Genomic DNA, 25,984 nt, shown 5'->3' with positions numbered 1-25,984 from the left:
CGCCGGTGGGCGGTTTACGCGATGGCACCTGAATTCGAGCGCCGCTTCGGCGGCCTGCGCCGTCTTTATGGCGCAGCCGGGGCGCAGCGCCTGTTTGACGCGCACGTGGCGGTGGTCGGCATCGGTGGTGTCGGCTCCTGGGCGGTCGAAGCGCTGGCGCGCAGCGGCGTGCGGCGGCTCACGCTGATCGACCTGGACCACGTCGCCGAGTCGAACATCAACCGCCAGATCCACGCCAGCGAAGCCACGCTGGGCCAGGCCAAGGCCGAGGCCATGCGCGAACGCATCGCGCTCTACCACCCGGATGCTGTGGTCGATGTGGTCGACGATTTTGTGACCTCGGACAACTGGCCCGCGCTGATCGCCGGGCTGCCGCCACCCGACGCCCTCATCGATGCCTGCGACCAGGTGCGCGCCAAGACCGCGATGGCCGCCTGGGCCCTGCGTGAGTCCAGGCCCTTGGTCACGGTGGGCGCGGCCGGTGGCAAGCGATTGCCGCAGGCGGTGGAGGTGGGCGATCTGGCCGGCACCACGCACGATCCTTTGCTGGCCAAGCTGCGCTACCAGCTGCGGCGATCGCACGGCGCCTCCCGCGAAGGGCGCATGGGCGTGACCTGTGTGTTCAGTCGCGAAAACGTGGCACCACCAGACGCGGCCTGTCTGGTCGATGGCGCGGCCGCACCGGGTGCGGCGCTCAATTGCCATGGCTATGGCTCGGCGGTGAGCGTGACCGCCACCTTCGGTCTGTGCGCAGCGGGCTGGGTGCTCAATCACCTGGCCGAAGGGCGGGGCTGAACGGCCCAAGAAAAAAGGTCCACAGCCGTGTGGCGGTGGACCTTTTTGGGGATTCTGGTAGGACGTGAGGGATTCGAACCCACGACCAACGGATTAAAAGTCCGCTGCTCTACCAACTGAGCTAACGTCCCCCATGCAGACTGAACAGAAAAATCTTTCAGGTGCTGCGAAGCCCACGATTATAGCGCAATCGCGGGCCATCTTCGGAGGCATCGACGGCGATGCCTTTGCTCAGCCCGTCTCGTGCAGGCCGCCCAGGCCCCACAGGGCCTCAGCGGCCACCCGCTCCTGCTGAATGCGCAGCGCCAACGCCTGTGCCGAGCCGCCCAGGGGACGGTTGTCGATCGCGCGCAGGCGGCTCTGCACAGTGGGTTCACCCAGCACCGCCTGCGCGGCACGGTTGAGCGCATTCAGCCGATCGGCAGGCGTGCCCGCTGGTGCAAAAAGACCGAAGGTGGACCACAGATTTGCCTGGGGCAAGCCCAGTTCGGCCAGGGTCGGCACCCCGGGCAGGGTGGACGAGCGTTCCGGTGCACCCAGGGCCAAGGCGCGCAGCCGGCCTTGGCGCACGTGCGCGAGTTGCTGCGGAGCGAGGTTGCTGGAGAGCAGGTGAAACTGCCCACCCAGTGCGTCGTTGATCTGCTGGCCCCCGCCCTTGTACGGGATGTGCACGATCGGCGCTCCGCTGGCTTGGCGGGTATGGGCCAGCACCAGATGACCTGTGGTGCCGCGGCCGGAGCTGGCCCAGCGCAACCCACCGGGTATCTGCCGGGCCTGCTGCAAGGCCGAGGGCAGGTCGTGGGCGGCCAGTGCCGGTGTGGCCAGCAGCAGCAGGGGCGTGGCCATCACGGCCATCACCGGCACCACGTCGCGTGTCGGATCGAAGCCCAGGCGCATCATGAGCGGCAACACCGTCAACGGGGTGATGGCCGACCAGAGCAGGGTGTGCCCGTCGGCAGGTGCCCGACTCAGGTGTTCGAAGGCCAGGGTGCCGCTGGCTCCAGGCCGGTGGCGCACGACGACCGCCACCCCCAGCCGCCCGGCCAGGCGCTCGGCCAACAGGCGGGCCACCTCGTCGCTCACCCCGCCCGGCGGGTAGGCCACCACGAGTTGCACTGGGCGCTGCGGCCATGGGGTTACCGCCTGGGCCGCCGGCAGAGCGACCAGGGCGCTCACGCCGGCCTCGATCAGCCAGCGGCGGCGGTTCGGTGCGGCGGCATGGGTCACGGTTGTGCCAGCTCGCGTGCCATCGCGATCAGGTGCGCCAACGGGCCTTCGGCGTCGCTGCGGCGCCAGGCCAGGGTCAGCGGCGCCGACAGCGCCTGCCCGCCGGCAATGGGGCAGTAGACGATGGCCTCCGGGTGGGCACCGCTCATGGACGCGGGCACCACCGACACGCCGGCACCGGCAGCGACGAGGTTCAGGTTGGTCATCATGCGGTCGACCTCGGCGACGATGCGCGGCTGGAAACCGGCCTGCTCGCACAGCCGCAGCCAGTTGGCGTAGAGGCCCGGCGCCCCTGGGCGCCGGACCAGGATGAAGCCGTCGTCGCGCAGGGCTTGCGGTGCCAGGGGGCGTGGCCGGCCGTCGGGCACCAGCGGATGGCCCCAGGGCAGTGCGAGCATGGCCGGCTCGGTCAGCAAGGTGAGCATGTCGATGCCGGGCGGGTGGTTCACCGGTACCCGCAGCAGGCCGGCGTGCAGGCGGCCGGCGACCAGGGCATCCAGAATGTCCTCGGCGTTGTGTTCGCTCAGGCGCAGCTCGATGCCCGCGAAGCGCTGCCGACATTCGCGCAGCAGGCGTGGGGTGAAAGCGTGGGCCGCAGCCGAGCTGGTGAAGGCCACGTCGAGCACGCCTTCGTGCCCCGCGGCGATGCGCGCCATGCGCTCCTGCAGGGCTCCCATGCCGGCCACCAGGCGCTGTGCTTCGGTGCGCAGCACCTGGCCGGCGGGCGTGAGGGCCACGCCCTTGGGGTGGCGGCGCAGCAGCGGTACGCCCACTTCGTGTTCCAGGGCCATGATCTGCTGGCTCAGCGGCGGCTGCTGAATGCCCAGAACCTCGGCCGCGCGCGTGAGGGAGCCGGCATCGGCCACGGCGAGAAAGTAGCGCAGGTGGCGAATATCCATATTCATATGATATGGACTTTCATGGTTCCATATATTTGACGTCTCCTTTGGCCAGCCGTATCGTCGCACGCCTCATTCCACGACACAAGGAGACACGGTATGGCAAACACGATTCGACGGTCCTGCGCCCCCACAAGCCGGTGGCGGTACGGTTTGCTGGCGGCGCTGCTGGCGCAGGCAGGCTGGGCGTTGGCACAGACGCCCGCAGCCCCGGCGCGCGACGAATTTTTCTGGCTGGGAGCGATCAACAAGGCCACGGCGGTCATCAATACCGACGAAGGCCTGCTTGATCGGCAGCTCGCGCCGCGCCTCGCCGCCGGTATCGACAAGGTGCTGGCCGATGGCGGCCAGCCCGGCGGCGCCCGGCCGCGCACCGTGATTTCTTTCGAGCCGTTGCTGATCAAGGCGGCCGGCCCGGAAGTCACCTGGCTGCACGCCGGGCGCTCCAGCCAGGACATGCACGCCACCTACCGCGCCGCGATTCTGCGCGACGAACTGCTGGTGCTGGCCACGGAGTTGAACCGCACCACCGAAGCGCTGGTGAAACTGGCCGACAAGCACCAGGCGACCATCGTGCCCAACTACACCAACGGCGTGGCCGCCCAGCCCAACAGCCTGGGGCACAACCTGCTGGGCCATGCGGCCGGTCTGGAGCGCGACGCGCAGCGCTTGCGCGAGGCCTATGCCCGCATCGACCGCTCGGCCATGGGCACGACGGTGCTCAACGGGTCGAGCTGGCCGCTCAACCGCCGCCGCATGGCCGACTACCTGGGCTTTGCCGGCACGGTCGACAACGCCTACGACGCGTCGCAGATTTCGTCCATGGAACACCCCGTGGAAGTGGGGGCGGTGGTGACCGCCATGGCTCTGCACGCCGGGCACTTCATCGAAGACGTGATGGTGCAGTACGCCGCGCCGCGCCCCTGGATGCTGCTGGCCGAGGGCGACGGCAACACCTACGTGTCCAGCGCCATGCCACAAAAGCGCAACCCCGGCCTGCTCAACAGCACGCGGCGCCAGGCTTCCGGCGTGATCGCGGTGGCCCTGGGGCCGGTGATCCGCGCCCACAACATCACCCCGGGCATGGCCGACCCCAAGGAGGTCCAGGACAACAGCGCCCTGGTGCGCAGCACGGTGGCGATGCTCAAGGGCTGGCAGCGCATCCTGGGTGCGCTGGTGGTCAGCCCGGAGCGGGCACTGGAAGAGCTCGACAGCGACTGGACCGCGTCACAGGAACTGGCCGATCTGCTGATGCGCCAATACCAGGTGCCGTTCCGCATGGGGCATCACTTCGCCTCCGATCTGGTCGACCACGCGCGCCAGAACAACCTGCGGCCCTCCAACTTCCCTTACGCGACGGCGCGCGAGATTTACGCGCGGACCCTGAGCAAAGACGGTGGCAACCCCGAGCTGCCGATGAGCGAGGCGGAATTCAAGGCCGCGCTGGATCCGGTGGCCATCGTGCGGGCGCGCGCCACCGCAGGTGGGCCGCAGCCGGCCGAGATGGTGCGGATGCTGTCGCTGGCCCAGCAGCAGATCCAGGCGCAATCGGCGTGGATCGCGCAGCGCCAGCAGCGCATTCAAGGCGCGCTGGCCCAGCTCGATACCGATTTCAAGGTCTTGTTGCCCAAGCCCTGAGCGGGCTGCCGATTTCCCCGTTCAGGGACGTCGGGGCAGGGGTGTGCGGGCGTCGGCATCGCCATCGGCCCAGACTCCCCGGCGCGCGATGCGGGCTTCCTGCTGGGCCTGCAGCAGGGCGGCCGTGCCACCTTCGCCCAGGGAGAGCGCCCAGGCCAGGCCCGCGCGCACCTGGGCGTCGGCGGCGCGCTGGCCCTGGCATTCGACATCGGCGGTGACTCTGCCGCCCGCGCGCGGCGGCGTACGCGGCCGCAGGGTGATCGCCTGGCGCTCGCACAGTTGGCGCAGTGCGAGCCGGGCGGTCCCGCTGCGGGGGTGTGTCGGGTTCGGTGCCTCAATGCCGGCCACGCGCACCGTCAGCGTCTGCGCGGCGGCGGCTTCACCGCAGCGCACGGACAGTGCATCACCGCTCGTCACGGCGATGGCCAGACAGAACAGAACGGCGGTGCTCATGCCCGCCACCACCGAGCCCGGGGGGACCGGGTCACTTCTTCTTGATCAGGCCGTAGACCACCAGCAGCAGGATCGCGCCGATCACCGAAGCGATGAACCCCGCCGCCTGGCCCGGGGCGTACAGACCCAGGGCCGCACCCAGGTAGCTGGCCACGAAGGACCCGGCGACCCCGAGCAGGGCGGTCATGATCCAGCCCATGCTGTCGTTGCCGGGTTTGATGGCGCGCGCGACGAAGCCGGCGATGAGACCGATGAGGAGGGTGCCGATGATCGACATCATGGTGAAAGACCTTTCAGGGGACGATGAACCAGGGCAGCGCCGCCGTTGGCCGGGCGCTGTGCTGGGGCCACTGTAGCGCCGAAGTGCCGCCCCTGCGTGACAGCGGGGTGAGCCGCACGCAGGTCGTGGCGCCGGGCGCGCAGCGCGTCACACGCGTGTGGTGCGCGGGCGCCGCGAGCCTGGTTTGCAGCGGGGCGCGTAGTCAGCCCGTGGCTTCGGCCGACGCCGCCTCGATGGCTTCGCTCAGCTCCAGCCAGCGGGCTTCGGCCGTCTCCAGCGCGTCGCCCACGGCCTTCAGCCGCCGGCCGGCTTCGGCGATCTCGGCCGGCGGCAGGTTGCCGCTGAGCGCGGTTTCCAGCCCGGTTTTTTCCGCTTCCAGGCCGGCCATGCGCTTTTCCACCTGCTCCAGTTCCTTGCGCAGCGGGCGCAGCCGCTCGGTCACTTGCTGGCGGCGTTGGGCGTCCAGCCGGCGCTGTTCGCCGCTGCGCGGCGCCGGGGCGCTGGCGGGGGGCGCCGGATCATCGGGGTGGGGCGCTGCGGCCACCGGCGCAGGCGGTTCTGCAGCCGCAGCACCCTCGGTCGCCGCGGCGGCCGCCGCCGATTTGCCCGCCGCGCGCTGGGCCTCGCGCGCCTGCCGGGCCACGTCGAGCAGGTAGCGCTGGTAATCGTCGAGGTCGCCGTCGAACGGCGCGATGCCGCCGCGCGAAACCAGCCAGAACTCGTCGCACACGGCGCGCAGCAGGGCCCGGTCGTGGCTGACCAGCATCACCGTGCCTTCGAACTCGTTGAGCGCCACCGACAGCGCTTCGCGCGTGGCCAGATCCAGGTGGTTGGTCGGTTCGTCGAGCAGCAGCAGATTGGGGCGTTGCCAGACGATCATGCACAGCACCAGGCGCGCCTTTTCGCCGCCGCTCATGGTGCCCACGGCCTGCTTGACCTGGTCGCCGGTGAAGTTGAAGGTGCCCAGGAAGTTGCGCAAGTCCTGTTCGCGCGTGGCCTGGCCGGCCAGACGGCCCTGCGCAGTGCAGTCCTTGACCAGGCGGATCATGTGCTCCAGCGGCGTATCGGCGGGGCGCAGCACGTCGAGTTCCTGCTGCGCGAAATAGCCGATGTTCAGGCCCTTGCCTTCGGTGATCTCGCCGCTGATCGCCGTCAGGTCGCGCGCGATGGTCTTGACCACCGTGGACTTGCCCTGGCCGTTGGCGCCCAGGATGCCGATGCGCTGTCCGGCCAGCACCGACTTGCTGACGCCGCGCACGATCACCGTCGGGTCACCCGTTTCCTGCAGCGGCGGGTAGCCGAAGCTGACCTCGTGCAGGGCCAGCATGGGGTTGGGCAGGTTGAGCGGTTCGGCGAATTCAAAGGTGAATTCGGCCTCGGCCAGCACCGGCCCGATCTTTTCCATGCGTTCGAGCGCCTTGACCCGGCTTTGCGCCTGCTTGGCCTTGCTGGCCTTGGCCTTGAAGCGGTCGATGAACTTCTGCAGGTGCGCCATCTTCTCCTGCTGGCGCGCGTAGGCCGAGGCCTGCAGGGCCATCTGCTCGGCGCGCATGTCTTCGAAGCGGCTGTAGTTGCCGCCGTAGCGGTGCAACTGGGCGCGTTCGATGTGCACGGTAACGTTGGTCACGGCATCCAGGAATTCGCGGTCGTGGCTGATCACCAGCAGCGTGCCCTGATAACGCTTGAGCCAGTCTTCCAGCCAGACCAGGGCGTCCAGGTCCAGGTGGTTGGTCGGTTCGTCGAGCAGCAGCAGCTCGCTCGGACACATCAGCGCACGGGCCAGTTGCAGGCGCATGCGCCAGCCGCCCGAGAAGCTGTTGACCGGCCGATCGAGTTCGTCGGTGCGGAAGCCCAGGCCCAGGATCAGCGCCTGCGCGCGCGACGGCGCATCGTGGGCGCCGGCGTCGTGCAGCGCCATGTAGGCGTGCGCCATGCGTTCGCCGTCATCGCTGGCCTCGGCCGCCGTCACCTCCTGCTGGGCGGCCAGCAGGGTCACGTCGCCTTCGATGACGAACTGCGTCGCCGGCATGTCGGTTTCGGGCATGTCCTGCGCGACCTGCGCCATGCGCCATTGCGGAGGAATGGAAAAATCGCCCTTGTCCTCGTGCAGCGTGCCGTCGAGCAGGCGGAACAGGCTGGATTTGCCGGCACCGTTGCGTCCCACCAGACCGATTTTTTCGCCCGGGTTGAGGGTGCAGGACGCGCCGTCGAGCAGCACCCGGGTGCCGCGGCGTAGGGTGATGTTGCGCAGACTGATCATGCCGCGTCCTCCGGCAGCGCCAGCATGTCGCGGGTGAGCAGCAGCACCTGGTCGCTGCCGGCGCTGGTCTCCAGCCAGTCGGGCAGCAGGTGCGGGAAGGCGGCTTCGAAGTGTTCGCGCTCGTTGCCGATTTCCAGCACCAGCACGGCGTTCTCCGTCATGCGGGCCGGCGCGTCGCGCAGCAGGCGGCGGACGAAGTCCATGCCATCGGCGCCGCCGGCCAGGGCCAGTTCGGGCTCCGCCCGGTACTCGGGGGGCAGCGCGGCCATGCTGCCGGCATTGACGTAGGGCGGGTTGCAGAGGATCAGGTCCCACGGACCGGGGCAGGCGGCCAGGCCGTCGGACTCGACCAGGGTGATGCGTTCCTGCAGACCGTGTTTGTCCACATTGATGCGGGCCACGGCCAGTGCGTCGGCGGAAAGGTCGGCGCCGGTGACCTGGATGTCGGGCCAGGCCATGGCGGCCAGCACGGCCAGGCTGCCGTTGCCGGTGCACAGGTCGAGCACCTGCCGCGTGTCTTCGGAGAGCCAGGCGTCGAAGCCGCCGTCGGCGATCAGTTCGGCGATGAAGCTGCGCGGCACGATGCTGCGCTCGTCCACGTAGAACGGCACGCCCTGCAGCCAGGCTTCGCGGGTGAGGTAGGCCGCGGGCTGGCGGGTGGCGATGCGGCGTTGAATCAAGGCATTGGCCGCCTGCGCCTCGGCTTCGGTCACGGGGCGGGTGGCCAGGGTGCCGAGGTCGCTGTCCAGCGGCAGGCCGAGCTGCCACAGCACGAGCCAGGCGGCTTCATCGTGGGCGTTGGTGGTGCCGTGGCCATAGGCCAGGGCGGCGGCGTCGAGGCGGGCGGTGGCGCCCGCCAGCAGGTCCTGCAGGGTCATGTGGGTGGGGCCGGGTGTCAGCGGCCAGTGGCTGGGGCAGCCAGGTTTTCCAGCGTGCGGCGGTAGATGGCGGTGAGCGGTTCGATGTCGGCCAGCGCCACGTGTTCGTCCACCTTGTGGATGGTGGCGTTGGGCGGGCCGAGTTCGATCACCTGCGGGCAGACGCGGGCGATGAAGCGGCCGTCGCTGGTGCCGCCGGTGGTGGAGAGCTCGGTTTCGATGCCGGTCTCTTGCCGAATGGCATTGCGCACGGCGTCGACCAGCGTGCCAGGCGTGGTGAGAAAGGGCAGGCCACCCACCGTCCAGGCCAGGTCGTAGTCGGTGCCGGCTTGCAGGCCGTGCTGCGCCAGCAGCCCGGCCACGCGCTGCTGCAGGCCTTCGGGCGTGGACTCGGTGCAGAAACGGAAGTTGAAGTCCAGCACCACGGCGCCGGGAATCACGTTGCTGGCGCCGGTCCCGCCGTGGATGTTGCTGACCTGCCAGCTCGTGGGCGGGAAGAAGGCGTTGCCTTGGTCCCAGGTGGTGGCGGCCAGTTCGGCCAGCGCGGGCGCGAGCAGGTGAATCGGGTTCTTCGCCAGGTGCGGGTAGGCGATGTGGCCCTGGACGCCCTTGACCGTGAGCTTGCCGCTCATGGTGCCGCGGCGGCCGTTCTTGATCATGTCGCCGGTGCGCTCGACCGAAGTGGGTTCGCCGACGATGCACCAGTCCAGCCGCTCGCCGCGCGCCTGCAGCCATTCGCAGACTTTCACGGTGCCGTCCACGGCCGGGCCTTCTTCGTCACTGGTGAGCAGGAAGGCGATGTCGATCGGCGCGTCGGGCTGCGCGGCCAGGAACTGTTCGCAGGCCACGACCATGGCCGCCAGCGAGGTCTTCATGTCGCTGGCGCCGCGCCCGTAGAGCCGGCCGTCGCGGTGCGCGGGCACGAAGGGGTCGCTTGTCCACAGGTCCAGCGGGCCGGTGGGGACGACATCGGTGTGACCGGCGAACACCAGCGTGGGGTGCTGGCCACTGCCACGGCGGGCCCAGAGATTGGTGACGCGGAAGTCGGCCGGGCCGCTTTCCAGGGTTTCGCAGGCAAAGCCCAGTGCCTGCAGCCGTTCGGCAATCAGGGCCTGGCAGCCCTCGTCCCGCGGGGTGACAGAGGGACGCGAGATCAGGGCTTCGGTCAGGCGCAGGGTAGCGGTCATCAGAATTTGACGTCGAGCGTGAACTCGGTGAAGGTGGGCGCCTCGTTGGGGTCGTCTTCGACCGGCAAGGCCTGCTGGGCGGTCTTGCTGGCGTTGAAGTCGTTCTGCAGGCGCCACAGCAGGTTGTTGGGCGAGTCGGCGTGGGCCAGCGCCTCGTTGCGCGAGACCAGCCCGTCGACCACGAGGCGCGCCAGATCCTGCTCAAAGCTCTGCGAGCCCTCGGCCAGCGACTTTTCCATCGCCTCGCGCACGCCGGAGAAGTCGGCCTTCTGGATCAGGTCGGCGATGAGCGCGGTGTTGAGCATCACCTCCATGGCCGGCACACGGCCACCGGTGTGGGTGCGCAACAGGCGCTGCGAGACGATGGCGCGCAAGGCGGCGGCCAGGTCGCCCAGCATGGTGGGACGCACTTCCACCGGGTAGAAGCTCAGGATCCGGTTGAGCGCCTGGTAGCTGTTGTTGGCGTGCAGCGTGGCCAGGCACAGGTGGCCGGAGTGCGCGTAGGCGATGGCGGCCGACATGGTTTCGCGATCGCGGATTTCGCCGATCAGGATCACGTCGGGCGCCTGCCGCAGCGCATTCTTCAGGCCGACTTGCAGCGAGGCGGTGTCGGAGCCGATCTCGCGCTGGTTGATCACCGACTTCTTGTTGCGGAAGACGTATTCGATCGGGTCTTCGATCGTCAGGATGTGGCCGGTGTTCTGGGTGTTGCGGTGGTCCACCATGGCCGCCAGCGTGGTGGTCTTGCCGGCCCCGGTGGCGCCGACCATGATGATCAGGCCGCGTTTTTCGAGCACCAGATCGGACAGGATCGGCGCCACGTTCAGCGAGTCCAGCGCCGGCACGTCTTCCGGCACATACCGGATCACCACCGCGTAGGTACCGCGCTGGCGCATGGCGCTGACGCGGAAGTTGCCGATGCCCTCGATCGGCACACCCAGGTTGAGTTCCCCCGTTTCCTGCAGCTCTTCCAGGCGGGTCGGCGGCAGGATCTCGGACAGCAGGTTGCGCGGGGCTTCGGGCGGCAGCACCTGGCTGTTGATCGGGATCGTCTGGCCGTTGATCTTGATCATGGCCGGCGCGTGGGCCGACAGGTACACGTCCGAGGCCTTCTTTTCGGCCATCAGGCGCAGGATGCGCTCCATCGTTCCGCTACCGCTCATACCGGTTCCTTCCGTCAGAGGGATTCAAGGGGGCCGTTCAAACCGATCCAGGGGCGTGCGGCGCTCAGTCGCGCAGCAGGTCGTTCAGGCTCGTCTTGGAACGGGTCTGCGCGTCCACCGTCTTCACGATGATGGCGGCGTAGGTGCTGTAGTCCTGGCCCGACTTGGTCTTCTTGGGCAGGTTGCCGCTGATGACCACCGAGCCCGAGGGCACGCGACCGTAGCTGATCTCGCCGGTGTCGCGGTTGAAGATGGGGGTGCTCTGGCCGATGTACACGCCCATGCCCAGCACGGAGTATTCTTCGACGATCACGCCTTCGACCACTTCGGAGCGGGCGCCGATGAAGCAGTTGTCTTCGATGATGGTCGGGTTGGCCTGCAGGGGTTCGAGCACGCCGCCCAGGCCCACGCCGCCCGAGAGGTGCACGTTCTTGCCGACCTGCGCGCAGGAACCCACGGTGGCCCAGGTGTCGACCATGGTGCCCTCGTCCACGTAGGCGCCGATGTTCACGTAGCTGGGCATCAGGATCGCGCCCTTGGCGACGAAGCTGCCGCGGCGCGCCACGGCGGGCGGCACCACGCGCACGCCGGCGGTCTTGAGCTCGGCTTCGGACAGGTCGGAGAATTTGGTGTCGACCTTGTCGAAGAAGGACAGGCCACCGGCCTTGACGACGGCGTTGTCCTTCAGCCGGAACGACAGCAGCACCGCCTTCTTGATCCACTGGTGCACCGTCCACTGGCCGACGCCTTCGCGGGTGGCCACGCGCAGGCGGCCGGTATCGAGTTCGGCGATCACGTGTTCGACCGCGTCCAGCACCTCCTTGGGGGCGGAGGCGGGGTTGAGTTCGGCACGGTTGTCCCAGGCGTTGTCGATCAGGGTTTGCAGTTGTTGCGTCATGTCGCTTGGCTCGAAGAGTCGGAAAGTCAGGGGGTCAAAGAAAAAGGGGAGCGGTGGCGCCTCAGGCGTGGGCGCGGCAGAAGTCGACGATGCGGTGCGCCGCTTCCAAGCATTCGGCCGGCTCGGCCACCAGGGCCATGCGCACCCGGCCCGCGCCCGGGTTGGTGCCGCCGGCTTCGCGCGCCAGATAGCTGCCGGGCAGAACCGTCACATTGTATTGAGCCAGCAGCTCGCGGGCGAAGACCTCGTCGGCGCTGAGCCCCGGAAGGCGGCCCGCGAAACCGGCCGGCACGCCGGCCCACAGGTAGAAGGCCGCGTCGGGCAGCGCCACGTCGAGCACCTCGGCGAGCAGCGGGGTGACGGCGGCGAACTTCTCGCGGTACTGTCGCCGGTTGTCGATCACGTGCGCCTCGTCGCCCCAGGCGGCGACGCTGGCGGCCTGCACGGCCGGGCTCATGGCGCCGCCGTGGTAGGTGCGGTAGAGCAGGAAGGCCTTGATCAGCGCCGCGTCGCCGGCCACGAAGCCGCTGCGCAGGCCCGGCACATTGCTGCGTTTGGACAGGCTGGTGAACATCACCAGGTTGCGGAAATCGTGGCGTCCGAGGCGAACCGCAGCTTCCAGGCCGCCCAGCGGCGGCTCATCGCGGAAGTAGATCTCGCTGTAGCACTCGTCGGAGGCGATGACGAAGCCGTACCGGTCGCTCAGCGCAAACAGCGTTTCCCACTCGGACAAGGGCATCACGGCGCCGGTGGGGTTGCCCGGTGAGCACACATAGATCATCTGCGTGCGCTGCCAGACCGCTTCCGGCACGCTGGCCCAGTCCGCCGCAAAATTGCGCGCCGGCACGCTGGGCACGTAGTAGGGCTCGGCGCCGCCGAGCAACGCCGCCCCTTCGTAGATTTGATAGAAGGGGTTCGGAAAGGCCAGGGTGGCGCCGGGCTTGGACGGGTCGAGCACCGTCTGCGCGAACGCGAACAGCGCCTCGCGCGAACCGTTCACAGGCAGGACCTGGGTGCCCGGATGGACGCTCACGCCGTACCGGCGCTGCAGCCAGCCGGCGCAGGCTTCACGCAGGCCCGGCTCGCCCGCCGTGGCCGGGTAGCCGGTCAGCCCGGTGTCCAGCGATGCGGCGAGCGCGTCCTTGAGCATCTGCGGGGTGGCGTGTTTGGGTTCGCCGATGCCCAGGCTGATGGCGCGGTGCGCCGGGCTGGGCGTGACGTCGGCGAACAGCCGGCGTAGCCGTTCAAAAGGGTAGGGCTGCAGGCGGGAGAGCAGGGGATTCATGGCGGCCGATTATCCGGGATGGCCAACCCGTCCCGGCGAGGTGACAGCACCCGTCCGGGCACAATAGCCGGCCAAGACGCTGGCCGGGCTCCGAGCCGGCCGCAGGAGACAAGCATCGAAGCGCGCGCCGGGGGGCGTTGTGGCCCCGGCACGTTGTGCGTCCTTTGTTTTCAGTCGGTGGCCCGCCCAGGTTTTCAACCCGCGCGCCCCGGCCCCGCTGGTCATGAACCCATCTTCTTCCCTGCCGCAGGTGCAGACCCTGCCGCAATTGCTGGCCTGGCGCGTGGCCGAAACGCCCGATGGCGAGGCCTACCGCGAGTTCGACCCCCGGTCCGACCAATGGGTGTCCACCACCTGGGCCGAGGCCGGCCAGCGCATCGCCCGGTGGCAGGCGGCGCTGGCCGTCCAGGCCCTGCCGGCCGGCGCGCGCGTCGCCATTCTGCTGCCCAACGGGCTGGACGCGGTGTGCATGGACCAGGCCGTGCTGGCGCTGGGCTGTGTGCCGGTGCCGCTGCACGACCTGGACAACCCGGGCAGCATCGCCTATATCCTGGCGGACTGCGAGGCGGCCTGCCTGATCGTCAACCAGCCGGCGCAGTGGAAGGCGATCCAGGGCACGGGCGTCGACATGCCGGCGCTGGGCCGCGTGGTGCTGCGCCAGGGCCAGCCGGGCGATCTGCCCGCTGCGGACGCGCGGGTGGTGGCCCTGGCCGACTGGCTGCAGGCCGGCGCCGCTGCGGCGCCGGCCACTTCGGTGCACGCGCCGGCCGCCGACGACCTGGCTGCGGTGGTCTACACCTCGGGCACCACCGGCAAACCCAAGGGCGTGATGCTGACGCACCGCAACGTGGTGGCCAATGTGCAGGCCACACTCGACCGCGTGCCCGCCGGGCCGTCAGACCGTTTCCTGTCGTTTCTGCCGCTCTCGCACACGCTGGAGCGCACCGCCGGCTATTACCTGCCGATGGCGGCCGGTGCCTGCGTGGCCTATGCCCGCTCGGTGGCGCTGCTGGCGGAAGACCTGCGCAGCCAGCAGCCCACGGTGCTGATTTCGGTGCCTCGCATCTACGAACGGGTTTACGGGCGCATCCAGCAGGCGCTGGCCGGCTCGGCGCTGCGCGGTTTCCTGTTCGAGACCGCCCAGTCGGTGGGCTGGCGGCGCTTCCGCCGGCGCCAGGGGCTGCCGTTGACGGCGCAGGACGCGGCCGTCGGCGCCTGGCGCGACGCGCTCGTCTGGCCGTTGCTGGAGCGCCTGGTGGCCCGTCCGCTGCTGGCGCAGTTCGGGGGCCGCATCCGGCTGGCCATCAGCGGGGGCGCGCCGCTTTCGGCGGCCATGGCGCGGTGTTTTCTGGGGCTGGGCCTGCAGGTGGTGCAGGGCTATGGCCTGACCGAAACCTCACCGGTGGCGGCGGCCAACGGCGAACACGACAACGACCCACAGACCGTGGGCCGTCCGCTCCAGGGCATGGAAATCCGCCTCGGCGAGAACGCCGAGATCCAGATTCGCGGCCCCAGCGTGATGCGCGGCTACTTGAAGCGGCCCGAAGACACGGCCAGGGTGCTGTCGGCCGATGGCTGGTACGCCACCGGCGACCAGGGCGTGTTCGAGGACGGGCGGCTGCGCATCCAGGGGCGTCTCAAGGAAATCATCGTCACCTCCACCGGGGAAAAGGTTTCGCCGGCCGATCTGGAGCTGGCGATCCTGGCCGACAGCCTGTTCGCCCAGGCCTGGGTGACGGGCGAGGGGCGCCCGTTCATCGCTGCCTTCGTGGTGCTGGAGCCGGATGCCTGGCGGGCGCTGGCCGCTCGCTCGGGCTGGACGGCCGACGAAACGACGCTGGCGCAGCCAGCGGTGCGCGAGGCGCTGCTGCAACGGCTGCGCGCCGCCACGCGCGACTTTCCGCACTACGCCCAGCCGCGTGCCGTCTGGCCGGTGCTGGCGCCGTGGACGCCTGAAAACACCCTGCTCACGCCGACGCTGAAACTCAAACGCAACAACCTGGCGACACATTTCCGCGATGCGCTCGAAAGCCTGTACCGCCGCTGAGCCGGGCGGGTCGCTCAGTTAACATCCAGTCTCGCCGTGGCGGCCGGTTCGGGCGGCCACGGCGGCGAAAGATTCAACGAAATCAAGGGTGTTCTGCCCGGCGTGGCGATTCAGGGTTCCTCGTGCGACTGTCATCGATCAAGCTCTCGGGCTTCAAGTCCTTTGCCGAACCCACCAACTTCCTGTTGCCCGGGCAACTGGTCGGGGTGGTCGGCCCCAACGGCTGCGGCAAGTCCAACATCATGGACGCCGTGCGCTGGGTGCTGGGCGAGTCCAAGGCGTCGGAGCTGCGTGGCGAGTCCATGCAGGACGTGATCTTCAACGGCACGAACAACCGCAAACCGGCCAGCCGCTCCAGCGTCGAACTGGTGTTCGACAACAGCGACCACCGTGCCGGCGGCCAATGGGGCCAGTTCACCGAAATCGCCGTGCGCCGTGTGCTCACGCGCGACGGCACCAGCAGCTACTACATCAACAACCAGCCGGTGCGCCGCCGCGACGTGCAGGACGTGTTCCTGGGCACCGGTCTGGGCCCGCGCGCTTACGCCATCATCGGTCAGGGCACGATCAGCCGGATCATCGAATCCAAGCCCGAGGAACTGCGCCTGTTCCTCGAAGAAGCCGCCGGCGTCTCCAAATACAAGGAGCGCCGGCGCGAAACCGGCAACCGGCTGGCCGACACGCGCGAGAACCTGACGCGGGTGGAAGACATCCTGCGCGAACTGGGCGCCAACCTCGACAAGCTGGAGAAACAGGCCGAGGTGGCCGCGCGCTACAACGAGCTGACCGCCTCCGCCACGCTCAAGCAGCACCAGCTGTGGTTCCTCAAGCGTGCCGAGGCCGAGGCCGACCAGGCGCGCATCAAGACCGATGCGGCCCAGGCCGTCAACGACCTCGAATCGCGCACGGCCGACCTGCGGCGTGTCGAGTCCGAACTCGAAACCATCCGGCAGGCGCACTACGAGGCCGGCGACCAGGTCAACCAGGCCCAGGGCAAGCTGTACGAGGCCAGCGCCGAAGTCGGCAAGCTTGAAGCCGAGATCCGTTTCGTGGTCGAAGGCCGCCAGCGCGTCGAACAGCGGCTGGCGCAGCTCAAGGAGCAGATCACCGGCTGGGCCACACGGCGCGAAGACGCGGCCGTGGAACTGGAGCAACTGGCCGAAGCCCTGATCGACGCGGAAGAAAAGACCACCATCCTGGCGGCGCAGGGCGAAGAACAGACCGGCACGCTGCCCGCGCTGGAAGACGCGTTGCGCCAGGCCCAGAACCGCGCCAATGAGCAGCGCGCCAGCGTGGCGCAGGTGCAGCAGCAGATCCAGGTGCTGGCGGCCGAGCAGCGCTCCATCGAAGAACAGAGCCGCCAGCTCAACCAGCGGCGCGAGCGCCTGCTGGCCGACCGCAACGCGCTGGCTGCGCCCGATGAGGCCCGCCTGCAGGACATGCAGGGCCAGTTCGACGCCGCCAACGAAGCCGCCGAGCTGGCCGAAGCCGTGCTGCACGAGCTGCAGGACAGTGTGCCCCAGCTCGACGAGCAGCGCCGCGCCGCGCAGCAGGCCGTCAACAGCGAATCGGCCCGGCAGGCCGACTTGTCGGCCCGGCTCGAAGCGCTCAAGGCGCTGCAGGAGAAAGTGCGCACCGACGGCAAGCTCCAGCCCTGGCTGGCCCAGCACGGGCTGGACAGCCTGCAGGGCCTGTGGAGCCGCCTGCACATCGAATCCGGCTGGGAAAACGCGCTCGAAGCCGCGCTGCGAGAACGGCTGTCGGCGCTCGAAGTCTCGCGGCTGGACATGGTGCGCGGTTTTCTCGGCCACCAGGGCACGGGCGCACCGCCGGCCAAGCTGGCTTTTTACAGCCCGGTGCCCGCCGGGGCGGCCACCGCGCCGGTGGCGGTGGGCGGTGCCAAGCCGCTCGCCGACTGGCTGCGCCTGCACGATACCGGGCTCCAGGCGCTGCTGGCCGACTGGCTGCACGGCTGCCTGACCGCGCCCACGCTCGAAGAGGCGCTGGCACTGCGTGCCCAACTGCAGCCCGGGCAGACCGTCTACGTGCCCAGTGGCCACGCCGTCTCGGCCCACAGCGTGAGCTTCTACGCGCCCGACAGCGAACAGGCGGGTCTGCTGGCGCGGGCGCAGGAAATCGAGAACCTGGACAAACAGCTCAAGGCGCAGGTGCTGATCGCCGAGCAGTCGCGCACGGCCCTGGTGCGCGCCGAAGCTGCCTACAGCGATGCCTCGCAGCGCCTGGTGGCGGCCCGGCGCGACTCGGGCGAGGCCCGCGGCCGCGCCCACGAACTGCAGGTGGAGCTGCTGCGCCTGACCCAGCAGGCCGAACAGACCCGCGCGCGCAGCGAGCAGATCGGCGCCGACCTGGCCGAAGTGGACGGTCAGCTCGACGAACTTCAGGAACGCCGCGTCACGGCCGAAGCCCGCTTCGAAGAACTGGACATGCAGCTGGCCGACAGCCAGGAGCGCCATGCCCAGCTCGACGATCACGTGATCGAGGCCGAACGCAAGCTCCACATGGCCCGCGAGCAGCAGCGGGCGCTGGAGCGCCAGGGGCAGGAGGCCACGTTCGCCATGCGCAGCCTGCAGGCGCGCCAGGCCGAGTTGCGGCGCTCGCTGGACACTGCCGACGGCCAGGAAAAGGCCCTGGCCGACGAGCAGCAGCGCGCGGCCGATGAACTCACGCGCCTGACCGATGCCTCTGCCCAGGCCGGGCTGCAGAGCGCGCTGGACATGAAGCTGGAGCGCGAGCAGGCCCTGGCGGCGCTGCGCAGCCAGTACGACGACCTCACGGCCAAACTGCGCGCCAGCGACGAGCACCGCCTCAAGCTGGAGCGCGAACTGGACCCGCTGCGCCAGCGCATCACCGACTTCCAGCTCAAGGAACAGGCCGCGCGCCTGGGGGTGGAGCAATACAGCCAGCAACTGGCCGAGGCGCAGGCCGACCTGGCCGCGCTGGCGCAGAGCATCACCGAAGGCAATGTGCGGATCGCCGGTATGCAGGGCGATATCGACCGCCTGCACCGCGAGATCCAGGCTCTCGGGGCGGTCAACCTGGCCGCGCTGGACGAACTGACCGCGGCCCGCGAGCGCAAGACCTTCCTCGACGCGCAGTCGGCCGACCTGCTGGAGGCCATCACCACGCTGGAAGACGCGATCAAGAAGATCGACGGCGAAACCCGCGAGCTGCTGGGCAACACCTTCAACACGGTCAACGAGCACTTCGGCCGCATGTTCCCCGAGCTGTTTGGCGGCGGCAACGCCAAGCTGGTCATGACGGGCGAAGAAATCCTCGACGCCGGGGTGCAGGTCATGGCGCAACCGCCGGGCAAGAAGAACCAGACCATCCACCTGCTTTCGGGTGGCGAGAAGGCGCTGACCGCCATCGCGCTGGTGTTTGCCATCTTCCAGCTCAACCCGGCGCCGTTCTGCCTGCTGGACGAGGTGGACGCGCCGCTGGACGACGCCAACACCGAGCGTTATGCCCGCCTCGTGAGCAGCATGAGCCGCAAAGGCACGCAGTTCCTGTTCATCAGCCACAACAAGATCGCCATGGAAATGGCCGAACAACTGATCGGCGTGACCATGCAGGAGCAGGGCGTCTCGCGCATCGTTGCCGTGGACATGGAGTCCGCCGCCGGCATGCTGGAAACCGCCTGAATCCCCGATTGCACCCACTGACACCATGAGCAACTTGCAGATCAGTCTGGCCATCGTCGGCGGCCTCGTGCTGGCGGGCGTGGTCGCCTACAACGCCTGGGTCACCCGCCGCAACACCCCGCGCACCGCGCGCGAACCCGAGCCGGATCCGGCACCCGCAGACACGCTGCCCCAGGCCGACGACGGGGCACCGCTGCCCGAGTCCTTGCGCCGCGCCGAGGCGGCCATGCCACGGCCCGTACTCGATCCGGAAGCCCGTATCGAACCCACCTTCGGCGCTGAGCTCGCGGGCGAACCGACCGAGCGGATCGAACCTTCGCTGGACGGGGGTGCCCCGGTGACGGTGGTGCCGGCCGAGGCCAGTGACGCCCCGCGCACCCCGCCGGTGGTGCCGATCACCCTGAACACCATGGTGCCCACGCTGGAAAAGCGGCCCGGGCTGGACGCCCTGATCGACGTGATCGCACCCCTGGCGCTCGACGGTCTGGTGTCGGGCGAGGCGGTCATCGCCGCGCTGCCAGCCACCCGCCGGGTGGGCAGCAAGCCCTTCGCCGTCGAAGGCCTGAACGACAGCACCGGCGAGTGGGAAAGCCCGCGCCCCGGACAGCGCTACAAAGCCCTGCAGGCGGGCGTGCAACTGGCCAACCGCATGGGGCCGCTCAACGAGATCGAGTTCTCCGAATTCGTCATGAAGGCCCAGGCCTTTGCCGACACCGTGGGGGCCGCGCCCGATTTCCCCGACATGCTGGCCGAGGTGGCCCGCGCGCGCGAGCTGGACGTGTTCGCCAGCGGGCACGACGCGCAACTGGGCTTCACCCTGCGCGCGCGCCGCATCGCCTGGAGCCCGGGGTATGTGGCCCAGCAGGCCGCGCGGGTCGGCTTCGTCGCGGGTGCCTTGCCCGGTCGCATGGTGCTGCCGGTGAGCCAGCCGGGGCAGGCCCCGCTGCTGAGCCTGAGCTACGACACCCAGGCCGCCATGGCCGACGACCCCGAACAAAGCGCCTTGCGCGAGGTGGCGCTGTCGCTGGAAGTGACGCACGTGCCGTGCAGCGAACAGCCCTTCGTGCGCCTGCGCCAGGCCGCCGCAGCCCTGGCCGAAGCCATGGACGGCGTGGTCACCGACGACGCCGGCCGGGCGCTGTCGAGCGAAGCGCTCGACGCCATCGGGGCCGACCTCGACAACCTGTACGAAGCGCTCGACGGGCGCGACCTTTCGGCCGGTTCGCCCCAGGCCCGGCGCCTGTTCTCCTGATCCTCATGCAAGAAGACCTGTTTTCGGCCGAGCCCACACCGGCCGAACGCGCCGCCGTGCTGCGTGCGCAACTGCACCACCACGCCCACCGCTACTACGTGCTCGACGCGCCGGAGATTCCCGACGCCGAATACGACCGCCTGTTCCAGGCGCTGCAGGCCATTGAGGCCGAACACCCCGAACTGCGCACGCCCGACAGCCCGACCCAGCGCGTGATCGGCAAGGTGCTCGACGGCCTGGCGCCGGTGCGCCACGCCGTGCCCATGCTCTCGATCCAGACCGAGACCGACACCACGGCGGCCGGCGCAGAAGCCTTCGACGCCCGCGTGCGCCGCGAACTGGGCCTGCCACCCGAGGCGCCGGCCATTGAATACGCGGCCGAACTCAAGTTCGACGGCCTGGCCATCAACCTGCGCTACGAGCAGGGCGTGCTGGTGCAGGCCGCCACACGCGGCGACGGCGAGACCGGCGAGGACGTGACGCAAAACATCCGCACCATCGGACAGATCCCGCTGATGTTGGCCGCCACGCTGCCCGCTTCGCGGGGGGCGCTGCCGCCCGAGGGGGCGCGTGTCGCCTGGGGGCGGCCCGACGGCGAAACCCATGGCGCTTTTCCCGACGTGTTGGAGGTCCGCGGCGAGGTCTACATGCGCCGCGATCATTTCGAGCGCCTGAACGATCGCCAGCGCGAGAAGGGCGAAAAGACCTACATCAACCCGCGCAACACCGCCGCCGGCGCAGTGCGCCAGCTCGACCCGGCGGTGACCGCGCAGCGCCCGCTGTCCTTCTTCGCCTACGGCCTGGGCGAGGTGCGCGGCTGGACGCTGCCGGCCACCCACAGCCGCCTGCTCGACGCCCTGGCCGCCTTCGGTCTGCCGGTGTGCGAAGACCGCTGCGTGGCCCAGGGCGCGGCCGGCCTGGTGGCGTTTCACCAGCGCATCGAAACCCGGCGCGACACCTTGCCCTTCGACATCGACGGTGTCGTCTACAAGGTCAACAGCCTGGCGCTGCAGCGCGAACTGGGCTTCAAGACGCGCGAGCCGCGCTGGGCGGTGGCGCACAAGTACCCGGCGCAGGAGCAGATGACGCGCCTGAACGGCATCGACATCCAGGTCGGGCGCACCGGCAAGCTCACGCCCGTGGCCAAGCTCGAACCGGTGTTCGTCGGTGGCACCACCGTCAGCAACGCCACGCTGCACAACCTGTTTGAAATGCGGCGCAAGGGCGTGCGCGTGGGCGACACGGTGATCGTCCGCCGTGCGGGGGACGTGATTCCCGAGGTGGTGGCCCGCGTGGCGCCGGGGCCGTGGGCCGATGCCGCCGCAGAAGCGGCCCAGGGCGGCGACACGCCGGAGGTGGGGCAGTGGCCTGGTTCTGCGGCGGAGCGTGCGGGGCGTTACCCCTATGTGCCCAACTTCCGCATGCCCAGGGCCTGCCCGGTCTGCGGCAGCGCCGTCGTGCGCGAAAAGGGTGAAATCAACCACCGCTGCTCGGGCGGCCTGTTCTGCGCCGCCCAGCGCAAGCAGGCCCTGCTGCACTTTGCCAGCCGCCGCGCCATGGACGTCGAAGGCCTCGGGGACAAGCTGGTCGATCAGCTGGTCGACGGCGGCCTGATCCGCACACTGCCCGAGCTCTACACCCTGGGCGTGGCCAAGCTGGCGGCTCTTGAGCGCATGGCGGACAAGAGCGCACAGAACCTCGTGAGCGCGCTGGAAAAGAGCAAGCAGACCACGCTGGCACGCTTTCTCTTCGCCCTGGGCATCCGGCACGTGGGCGAAAGCACCGCCAAGGACCTGGCGCGCCACTTCGGCCAGCTCGACGCCATCATGGCCGCGGACGAAGCGCAGCTGCTGGAGGTGCCCGACGTGGGCCCGGTGGTGGCGCAAAGCCTGCACACCTTCTTCCAGCAGCCTCACAACCGCGAGGTGGTCGAACAGTTGCGCGCCGTGGGCGTGCACTGGCCCGAAAGTGAGCCCGCGCCGCGCGCCGCGCTGCCGCTGGCGGGCAAGACCTTCGTGCTCACCGGCACCTTTCCCACGCTCAAACGCGACGAAGCCAAAGACCTGCTCGAAGCCGCCGGGGCCAAAGTGGCCGGCTCGGTGAGCAAGAAGACCGACTACGTGGTGGCGGGCGAAGAGGCCGGCAGCAAACTCGACAAGGCGCGCGAGCTGGGTGTGGCCGTGATCGACGAGGCCGGGATGCTGGCCTTGCTGAACGGCTGAATTCAGCGCCGAGCGCTGCCCCAGGCCGAATTCGGGCCCCCTCGCGGGGCAGCGACCCGCGTCAGCGGCGGCGTGTGGGGCCCAAGACCTTATTTGAACTTGTAGTGGTCGCGGTTGAGCACCGCGGCCACCGCGGTGACCTCTTCAGGAAACAGCCCCAGGTTCATCTGGGTGTTGCACATCTCGACCATGCCGCGCAGCAGGCCTGCGGTGTTGAAGCGGCCCTGGGGCTTGTACATGGCGCTGCCGTCGCCCCCGACCTTGCTGACGTGGCACTGGACGCACTGGTGTTCGGCGATGAGCTTTTCACCCAGTGCGAGGTCTGCGTCCTTGAAAATGCCGGCCCCCTGGGCCTGTGCGGCACCGCAGCCTGCGAGCAGCCCACCCGTGAGAGCGACCGAGCGGCACAGCGCGGGCCAGAACCGCGATGCCTGAGAACGGGCGAGAGCAGGACGGTGGGCGTGAGGCATGAACGGTCTCCCGGGATTTGTAACTGGGGTGGGTATGGCACCCACTCTACTTGCTTGACAATGCACCGCCATCCGGGTTGTTCCGGACCGGGCGCGTCCCGAAAACGTTCTCACCAGCCATGACCGTTCACGCCATCCTAAAGATGGGCGACCCGCGCCTGCTGCGCGTTGCCCGGCCCGTCACCGCCTTCGATACGCCGGAGTTGCACCGGCTGGTGGACGACATGGAGCAGACCATGGCCGCTGCCTATGGGGCCGGCCTGGCCGCCCCGCAGATCGGGGTGGATCTGCAGGTGGTGATCTTTGGTTCCGGCGCACCCAACCCGCGCTACCCCGATGCGCCCGTCGTGCCGCGCACGGTGCTGGTCAATCCCGTGATCACCCCGCTGGGGGACGAGGAGGAAGAGGGTTGGGAAGGTTGTCTGTCGGTGCCCGGCCTGCGTGCCGTGGTGCCGCGCTGGCGGCGCATCCGCTACAGCGGCCAGGCGCCGGATGGCAGCCCCATCGAGCGCGAGGCCGAGGGCTTTCACGCCCGGGTGGTGCAGCACGAATGCGACCACCTGCAAGGGGTGCTGTACCCCATGCGGGTGCGCGATTTCTCGCGCTTCGGGTTCACCGAGGTGCTGTTTCCTGGCCTTGATGCCGCCGAGGATGACTGAGCACGCCACCACTGGGCCGGGCGGCGCGGCGCTGTTACACAGCGCTGCGCCATTGAAACGAAACGACATATTGAGCGGGAGAGATCGGCTAGAGTCGCTCCCCGAAAAACGATTGGAGAGGGGCTTTGATCCGATGAAGCGCATGTTGATGGCGATGGCCGGTGCCGCCTTGCTGGGCGGTTGTGCGGCTGTGCGGCCGCCCGACCCGGCAGCGCCGGTGTTGCCGGCCACCTGGTACGCGCCCCCGTTGGCCCATCAGGGCAGCACGGCGGCGCTCACCGACTGGTGGGGCCAGTTCGGCGACCCCACGCTGGCCGACTGGATGGCCCGCGCGCAGGCGCTCAGCCCCTCCGTGGGGTCGGCTCGGGCCCAGGTGTTCGCCGCCCGCGCCAGCCTCGCGGGCGCGCAAGCCGCCGGAGGCCCGCAGGTGGCCGCGGTCGCGACGGCGGTGCGCGCACCCGACACGACCCTGCCGCTGGGCACCACGGTCAGTGCCGGTCTCCAGGCTTCCTGGGAAATGGATCTCTGGGGTGGGCAATCGGCGGCCGTGCGGGGTGCGCAGGCCGACGAGGCCGGCGCCCGGGCCGGCTGGCACGCTGCGCGCGTGCTGGTGGCCGCCGAAACGGCGCAGGCCTACTACGGCTACCGCCTGTGCCTGGCACAACTGGCCGTGACCGCCGACGACCGCGATTCCCGCGAGCGCACCGCCCGCAGCAGTGCCGTGACCGAAAAAGCAGGGCTGACCGCCCCGGCGGTGGCTGCGCTGGCCCGCGCGAGCCACGCCGAAGGCAGCAACCGGTACCAGCAGCAGCGCGCTGCCTGCGAGGGGCAGCTCAAGGCGCTGGTGGCCCTGACCGGGCTGGCCGAGCCCACGCTGCGCGATCAGGTGGCGGCGGCGCCGGCGTTGCCGGGGCACGACCGCTTGCAGGCGATGCTGGCGGTGAACGCCGTGCCGGCCGAGGTGATCCGTCAGCGGCCCGACGTCTACCAGGCCCAGCAGGCACTGGTGGCAGCGAGCGAGGCGGTGTCGGTTTCGCAGGCGGCGCTGTGGCCCTCGCTCAGTCTGCAGGGCAACGTGCTGCGCAACCGCTTCCGGGGCGGCGATCTGGACATCTCCGTCAACTCCTGGTCGGTGGGGCCGTTCACCCTGAGCCTGCCGCTGCTGGGGCGCCAGGGCCTGCAAGGCCGTGCCGAGGCGGCCCAGGCCCACTACGAAGCCGCGGCCCAGGCCTATGCCGCCACCTTGCGCCAGGCCGTGGCCGAGGTGGAACGTTCGCTGGTGACCCTCTCGTCGCTGGCCGAGCGCGTGTCGGCCACCCAGACCGCGGTCGAAGGCTATACCCGCTCGTTCGAGGCCACCGAAGCCCGCTACCGCGTGGGCCTGGCCAATCTGACCGAACTCGAAGACGCCCGCCGCCTGAAGCTGGCGGCCGACAGCGCCGCCGTGGCCCTGCTGCAGGAGCGCCTGGGCGCCTGGATCACTTTGTATGTGGCATTGGGAGGCGGTTTCGACCCGCAGGCCCAGTCTGAATGGAAAGCACCCGCATGAACGCCTCTCCCCGTTTTTTCCTGGCCGGCAAAAGCAAGCTCTGGCTGCTCATTCTGCTGGGTGTGCTGGTGCTCGGTGGCCTGTTCGTGGTGCTGCGCCCTGGTGCGGGCCCGGCCGAAAAGCCGGCTGCCGAAACCACCCCGACGGCCACCGGTGCCCCCAATCCGGCGCTGACCGTGACCGTGGCCCAGCCCGAAACGCAAGCGCTGGAACAGCGGCTGGAAGCCAACGGCAGCATCGCGGCCTGGCAGGAAGCCAGCGTGGGGACCGAACTCTCCGGCCTGCGCCTGGCGACGGTGAACGCCAACGTGGGCGATGTGGTGCGCAAGGGGCAGGTGCTGGCCGTGCTGGCCGGCGAGACGACCCAGGCCGAAAGCCTGCAGGCCAAGGCGGCGCTGGCCCAGGCCGAAGCCGCCCGCGAAACCGCCAAGGCCGATGCCGACCGGGCCCGCTCCATCCAGGACAGCGGCGCGCTGTCGTCGTCGCAGATCGCGCAGTACCTGATGCAGGAAAAGGTCGCGCAGGCCCAGTGGGACGCGGCCAAGGCGGCCTATGCGGCGACCGAGGTGCGCCTGGCCAACACGCGGGTGCTGGCGCCCGACGATGGCGTCATCTCGGCCCGCCCGGCGACGGTGGGGGCGGTGGTGGGATCGGGCCAGGAACTCTTCCGCCTGGTGCGCCAGGGGCGCCTGGAGTGGCGGGCCGAGGTCACCGCCGATGAAGTGGTGCGCGTGCAGGCCGGCCAGAAAGCCCAGGTGATGGTCAACGGCGTCGAACCGGTCACCGGAACCGTGCGGGCCGTCGCCCCGACGGCCGATCCTCAGACCCGCAACGTGCTGGTCTATGTCGATCTGCCACGCCAGGCGGGCTTGCGTGCCGGCACTTTCGCCCGAGGCAGTTTCGCGCTGGGCCGCACGCAGGCGCTGACGGTGCCAGCCCCTGCGGTGGTGGTGCGCGATGGACACAGCTACGTGTTCGTGATCGGCGCCGAGCACAAGGCCGAGGCCCGCAAGATCGGCACCGGCCGCCGCACCGGCGACCGGGTCGAGGTGCTCGAAGGCCTGAAGCCACAAGACGCGGTGGCGGTGCAGGGCGCCGGCTTCCTCAACGACGGCGATCTCGTGAAGGTGAGCCCATGAAACGCCCGACCCACACCCCGA

The 25,984-nt window shown here is 69.6% G+C and carries 20 protein-coding genes and 1 tRNA gene; 9 read left to right on the top strand and 12 right to left on the bottom strand.

From position 1 onward, the window contains the following. Nucleotides 1-21 precede the first annotated feature (21 nt). Nucleotides 22-795: a tRNA threonylcarbamoyladenosine dehydratase gene (locus tag L0977_RS19405; protein ID WP_234266510.1), complete on the top strand. Its 774-nt coding sequence runs from the start codon at nt 22-24 to the stop codon at nt 793-795. A gap of 55 nt (nt 796-850) precedes the next feature. On the opposite strand, the gene L0977_RS19400 is transcribed toward L0977_RS19405, so the two are convergent. The 3 genes from L0977_RS19400 to L0977_RS19390 all read right to left on the bottom strand — a co-directional run bounded on the left by L0977_RS19400 (nt 851) and on the right by L0977_RS19390 (nt 2,921). Then, a tRNA-Lys gene (locus tag L0977_RS19400) sits at nt 851-926 on the bottom strand. A 100-nt stretch (nt 927-1,026) separates the two neighbouring features. After that, on the bottom strand, nt 1,027-2,022 hold the full coding sequence (locus tag L0977_RS19395) for a Bug family tripartite tricarboxylate transporter substrate binding protein (protein ID WP_234266509.1): 996 nt from the start codon (nt 2,020-2,022) through the stop codon (nt 1,027-1,029). Then, the gene (locus tag L0977_RS19390; protein WP_234266508.1) at nt 2,019-2,921 is read right to left on the bottom strand and encodes a LysR family transcriptional regulator; all 903 of its coding nucleotides are present in this window, start codon (nt 2,919-2,921) and stop codon (nt 2,019-2,021) included. Before L0977_RS19390 ends, L0977_RS19395 begins: the two co-directional genes overlap by 4 nt. Nucleotides 2,922-3,020: 99 nt before the next feature. Between L0977_RS19390 and L0977_RS19385 the strand changes: the two genes are divergently transcribed. After that, on the top strand, nt 3,021-4,559 hold the full coding sequence (locus L0977_RS19385; protein ID WP_234266507.1) for a lyase family protein: 1,539 nt from the start codon (nt 3,021-3,023) through the stop codon (nt 4,557-4,559). A 21-nt stretch (nt 4,560-4,580) separates the two neighbouring features. On the opposite strand, the gene L0977_RS19380 is transcribed toward L0977_RS19385, so the two are convergent. From L0977_RS19380 to dapC, 8 genes are all read right to left on the bottom strand, one after another. Further along, the gene (locus tag L0977_RS19380; protein WP_234266506.1) at nt 4,581-5,012 is read right to left on the bottom strand and encodes a thermonuclease family protein; all 432 of its coding nucleotides are present in this window, start codon (nt 5,010-5,012) and stop codon (nt 4,581-4,583) included. A gap of 31 nt (nt 5,013-5,043) precedes the next feature. Beyond that, complete coding sequence (locus L0977_RS19375) at nt 5,044-5,292, bottom strand: GlsB/YeaQ/YmgE family stress response membrane protein (RefSeq protein WP_234266505.1); 249 nt, start codon at nt 5,290-5,292, stop codon at nt 5,044-5,046. 202 nt (nt 5,293-5,494) lie between these two features. Further along, nucleotides 5,495-7,552: an ABC-F family ATP-binding cassette domain-containing protein gene (locus tag L0977_RS19370; RefSeq protein ID WP_234266504.1), complete on the bottom strand. Its 2,058-nt coding sequence runs from the start codon at nt 7,550-7,552 to the stop codon at nt 5,495-5,497. Beyond that, entirely contained in the window at nt 7,549-8,430 is an 882-nt protein-coding gene (prmB, locus tag L0977_RS19365) for a 50S ribosomal protein L3 N(5)-glutamine methyltransferase (protein WP_234266503.1), read from the bottom strand. The genes L0977_RS19370 and prmB overlap by 4 nt, the downstream gene beginning before the upstream one ends. Nucleotides 8,431-8,447: 17 nt before the next feature. Further along, nucleotides 8,448-9,617, bottom strand: coding sequence for a succinyl-diaminopimelate desuccinylase (gene dapE, locus L0977_RS19360; RefSeq protein WP_234266502.1), 1,170 nt, complete (start codon nt 9,615-9,617; stop codon nt 8,448-8,450). Further along, a complete protein-coding gene (locus L0977_RS19355; protein WP_234266501.1) occupies nt 9,617-10,780 on the bottom strand; it encodes a PilT/PilU family type 4a pilus ATPase in 1,164 nt (387 codons plus the stop codon). Before L0977_RS19355 ends, dapE begins: the two co-directional genes overlap by 1 nt. Before the next feature lie 64 nt (nt 10,781-10,844). Further along, the gene (dapD, locus tag L0977_RS19350) at nt 10,845-11,678 is read right to left on the bottom strand and encodes a 2,3,4,5-tetrahydropyridine-2,6-dicarboxylate N-succinyltransferase (RefSeq protein WP_234266500.1); all 834 of its coding nucleotides are present in this window, start codon (nt 11,676-11,678) and stop codon (nt 10,845-10,847) included. 61 nt (nt 11,679-11,739) lie between these two features. Continuing rightward, entirely contained in the window at nt 11,740-12,963 is a 1,224-nt protein-coding gene (dapC, locus tag L0977_RS19345; protein WP_234266499.1) for a succinyldiaminopimelate transaminase, read from the bottom strand. Between the two features lie 223 nt (nt 12,964-13,186). On the opposite strand from dapC, the gene L0977_RS19340 reads away from it, so the two are divergent. The 4 genes from L0977_RS19340 (at nt 13,187) to ligA (ending at nt 22,146) form a co-directional block, all read left to right on the top strand. After that, complete coding sequence (locus L0977_RS19340; protein ID WP_234266498.1) at nt 13,187-15,010, top strand: AMP-dependent synthetase/ligase; 1,824 nt, start codon at nt 13,187-13,189, stop codon at nt 15,008-15,010. A 122-nt stretch (nt 15,011-15,132) separates the two neighbouring features. Further along, nucleotides 15,133-18,672, top strand: a complete 3,540-nt coding sequence (gene smc / locus L0977_RS19335) for a chromosome segregation protein SMC (RefSeq protein WP_234266497.1) — start codon at nt 15,133-15,135, stop codon at nt 18,670-18,672. Between the two features lie 25 nt (nt 18,673-18,697). After that, nucleotides 18,698-19,924 carry a cell division protein ZipA C-terminal FtsZ-binding domain-containing protein gene (locus tag L0977_RS19330; RefSeq protein ID WP_234266496.1) on the top strand — a complete coding sequence of 409 codons (1,227 nt, stop codon included), beginning with the start codon at nt 18,698-18,700 and terminating at the stop codon, nt 19,922-19,924. Nucleotides 19,925-19,929: 5 nt separating this feature from the next. After that, nucleotides 19,930-22,146: an NAD-dependent DNA ligase LigA gene (gene ligA / locus L0977_RS19325; RefSeq protein WP_234266495.1), complete on the top strand. Its 2,217-nt coding sequence runs from the start codon at nt 19,930-19,932 to the stop codon at nt 22,144-22,146. 89 nt (nt 22,147-22,235) lie between these two features. On the opposite strand, the gene L0977_RS19320 is transcribed toward ligA, so the two are convergent. Next, on the bottom strand, nt 22,236-22,616 hold the full coding sequence (locus L0977_RS19320) for a hypothetical protein (protein WP_234266494.1): 381 nt from the start codon (nt 22,614-22,616) through the stop codon (nt 22,236-22,238). A gap of 119 nt (nt 22,617-22,735) precedes the next feature. Between L0977_RS19320 and def the strand changes: the two genes are divergently transcribed. From def to L0977_RS19305, 3 genes are all read left to right on the top strand, one after another. After that, nucleotides 22,736-23,275, top strand: a complete 540-nt coding sequence (gene def, locus L0977_RS19315) for a peptide deformylase (protein WP_234266493.1) — start codon at nt 22,736-22,738, stop codon at nt 23,273-23,275. A 133-nt stretch (nt 23,276-23,408) separates the two neighbouring features. After that, on the top strand, nt 23,409-24,824 hold the full coding sequence (locus L0977_RS19310; RefSeq protein WP_234266492.1) for an efflux transporter outer membrane subunit: 1,416 nt from the start codon (nt 23,409-23,411) through the stop codon (nt 24,822-24,824). Continuing rightward, nucleotides 24,821-25,963 carry an efflux RND transporter periplasmic adaptor subunit gene (locus L0977_RS19305; RefSeq protein ID WP_234266491.1) on the top strand — a complete coding sequence of 381 codons (1,143 nt, stop codon included), beginning with the start codon at nt 24,821-24,823 and terminating at the stop codon, nt 25,961-25,963. The genes L0977_RS19310 and L0977_RS19305 overlap by 4 nt, the downstream gene beginning before the upstream one ends. The last annotated feature ends 21 nt before the right edge of the window (nt 25,964-25,984 follow it).

Source organism: Hydrogenophaga sp. NFH-34, assembly GCF_021401345.1.
Taxonomy (GTDB): Bacteria; Pseudomonadota; Gammaproteobacteria; order Burkholderiales; family Burkholderiaceae_C; genus Hydrogenophaga; species Hydrogenophaga electricum.
This window is presented reverse-complemented; position numbering and strand designations above follow the sequence as displayed.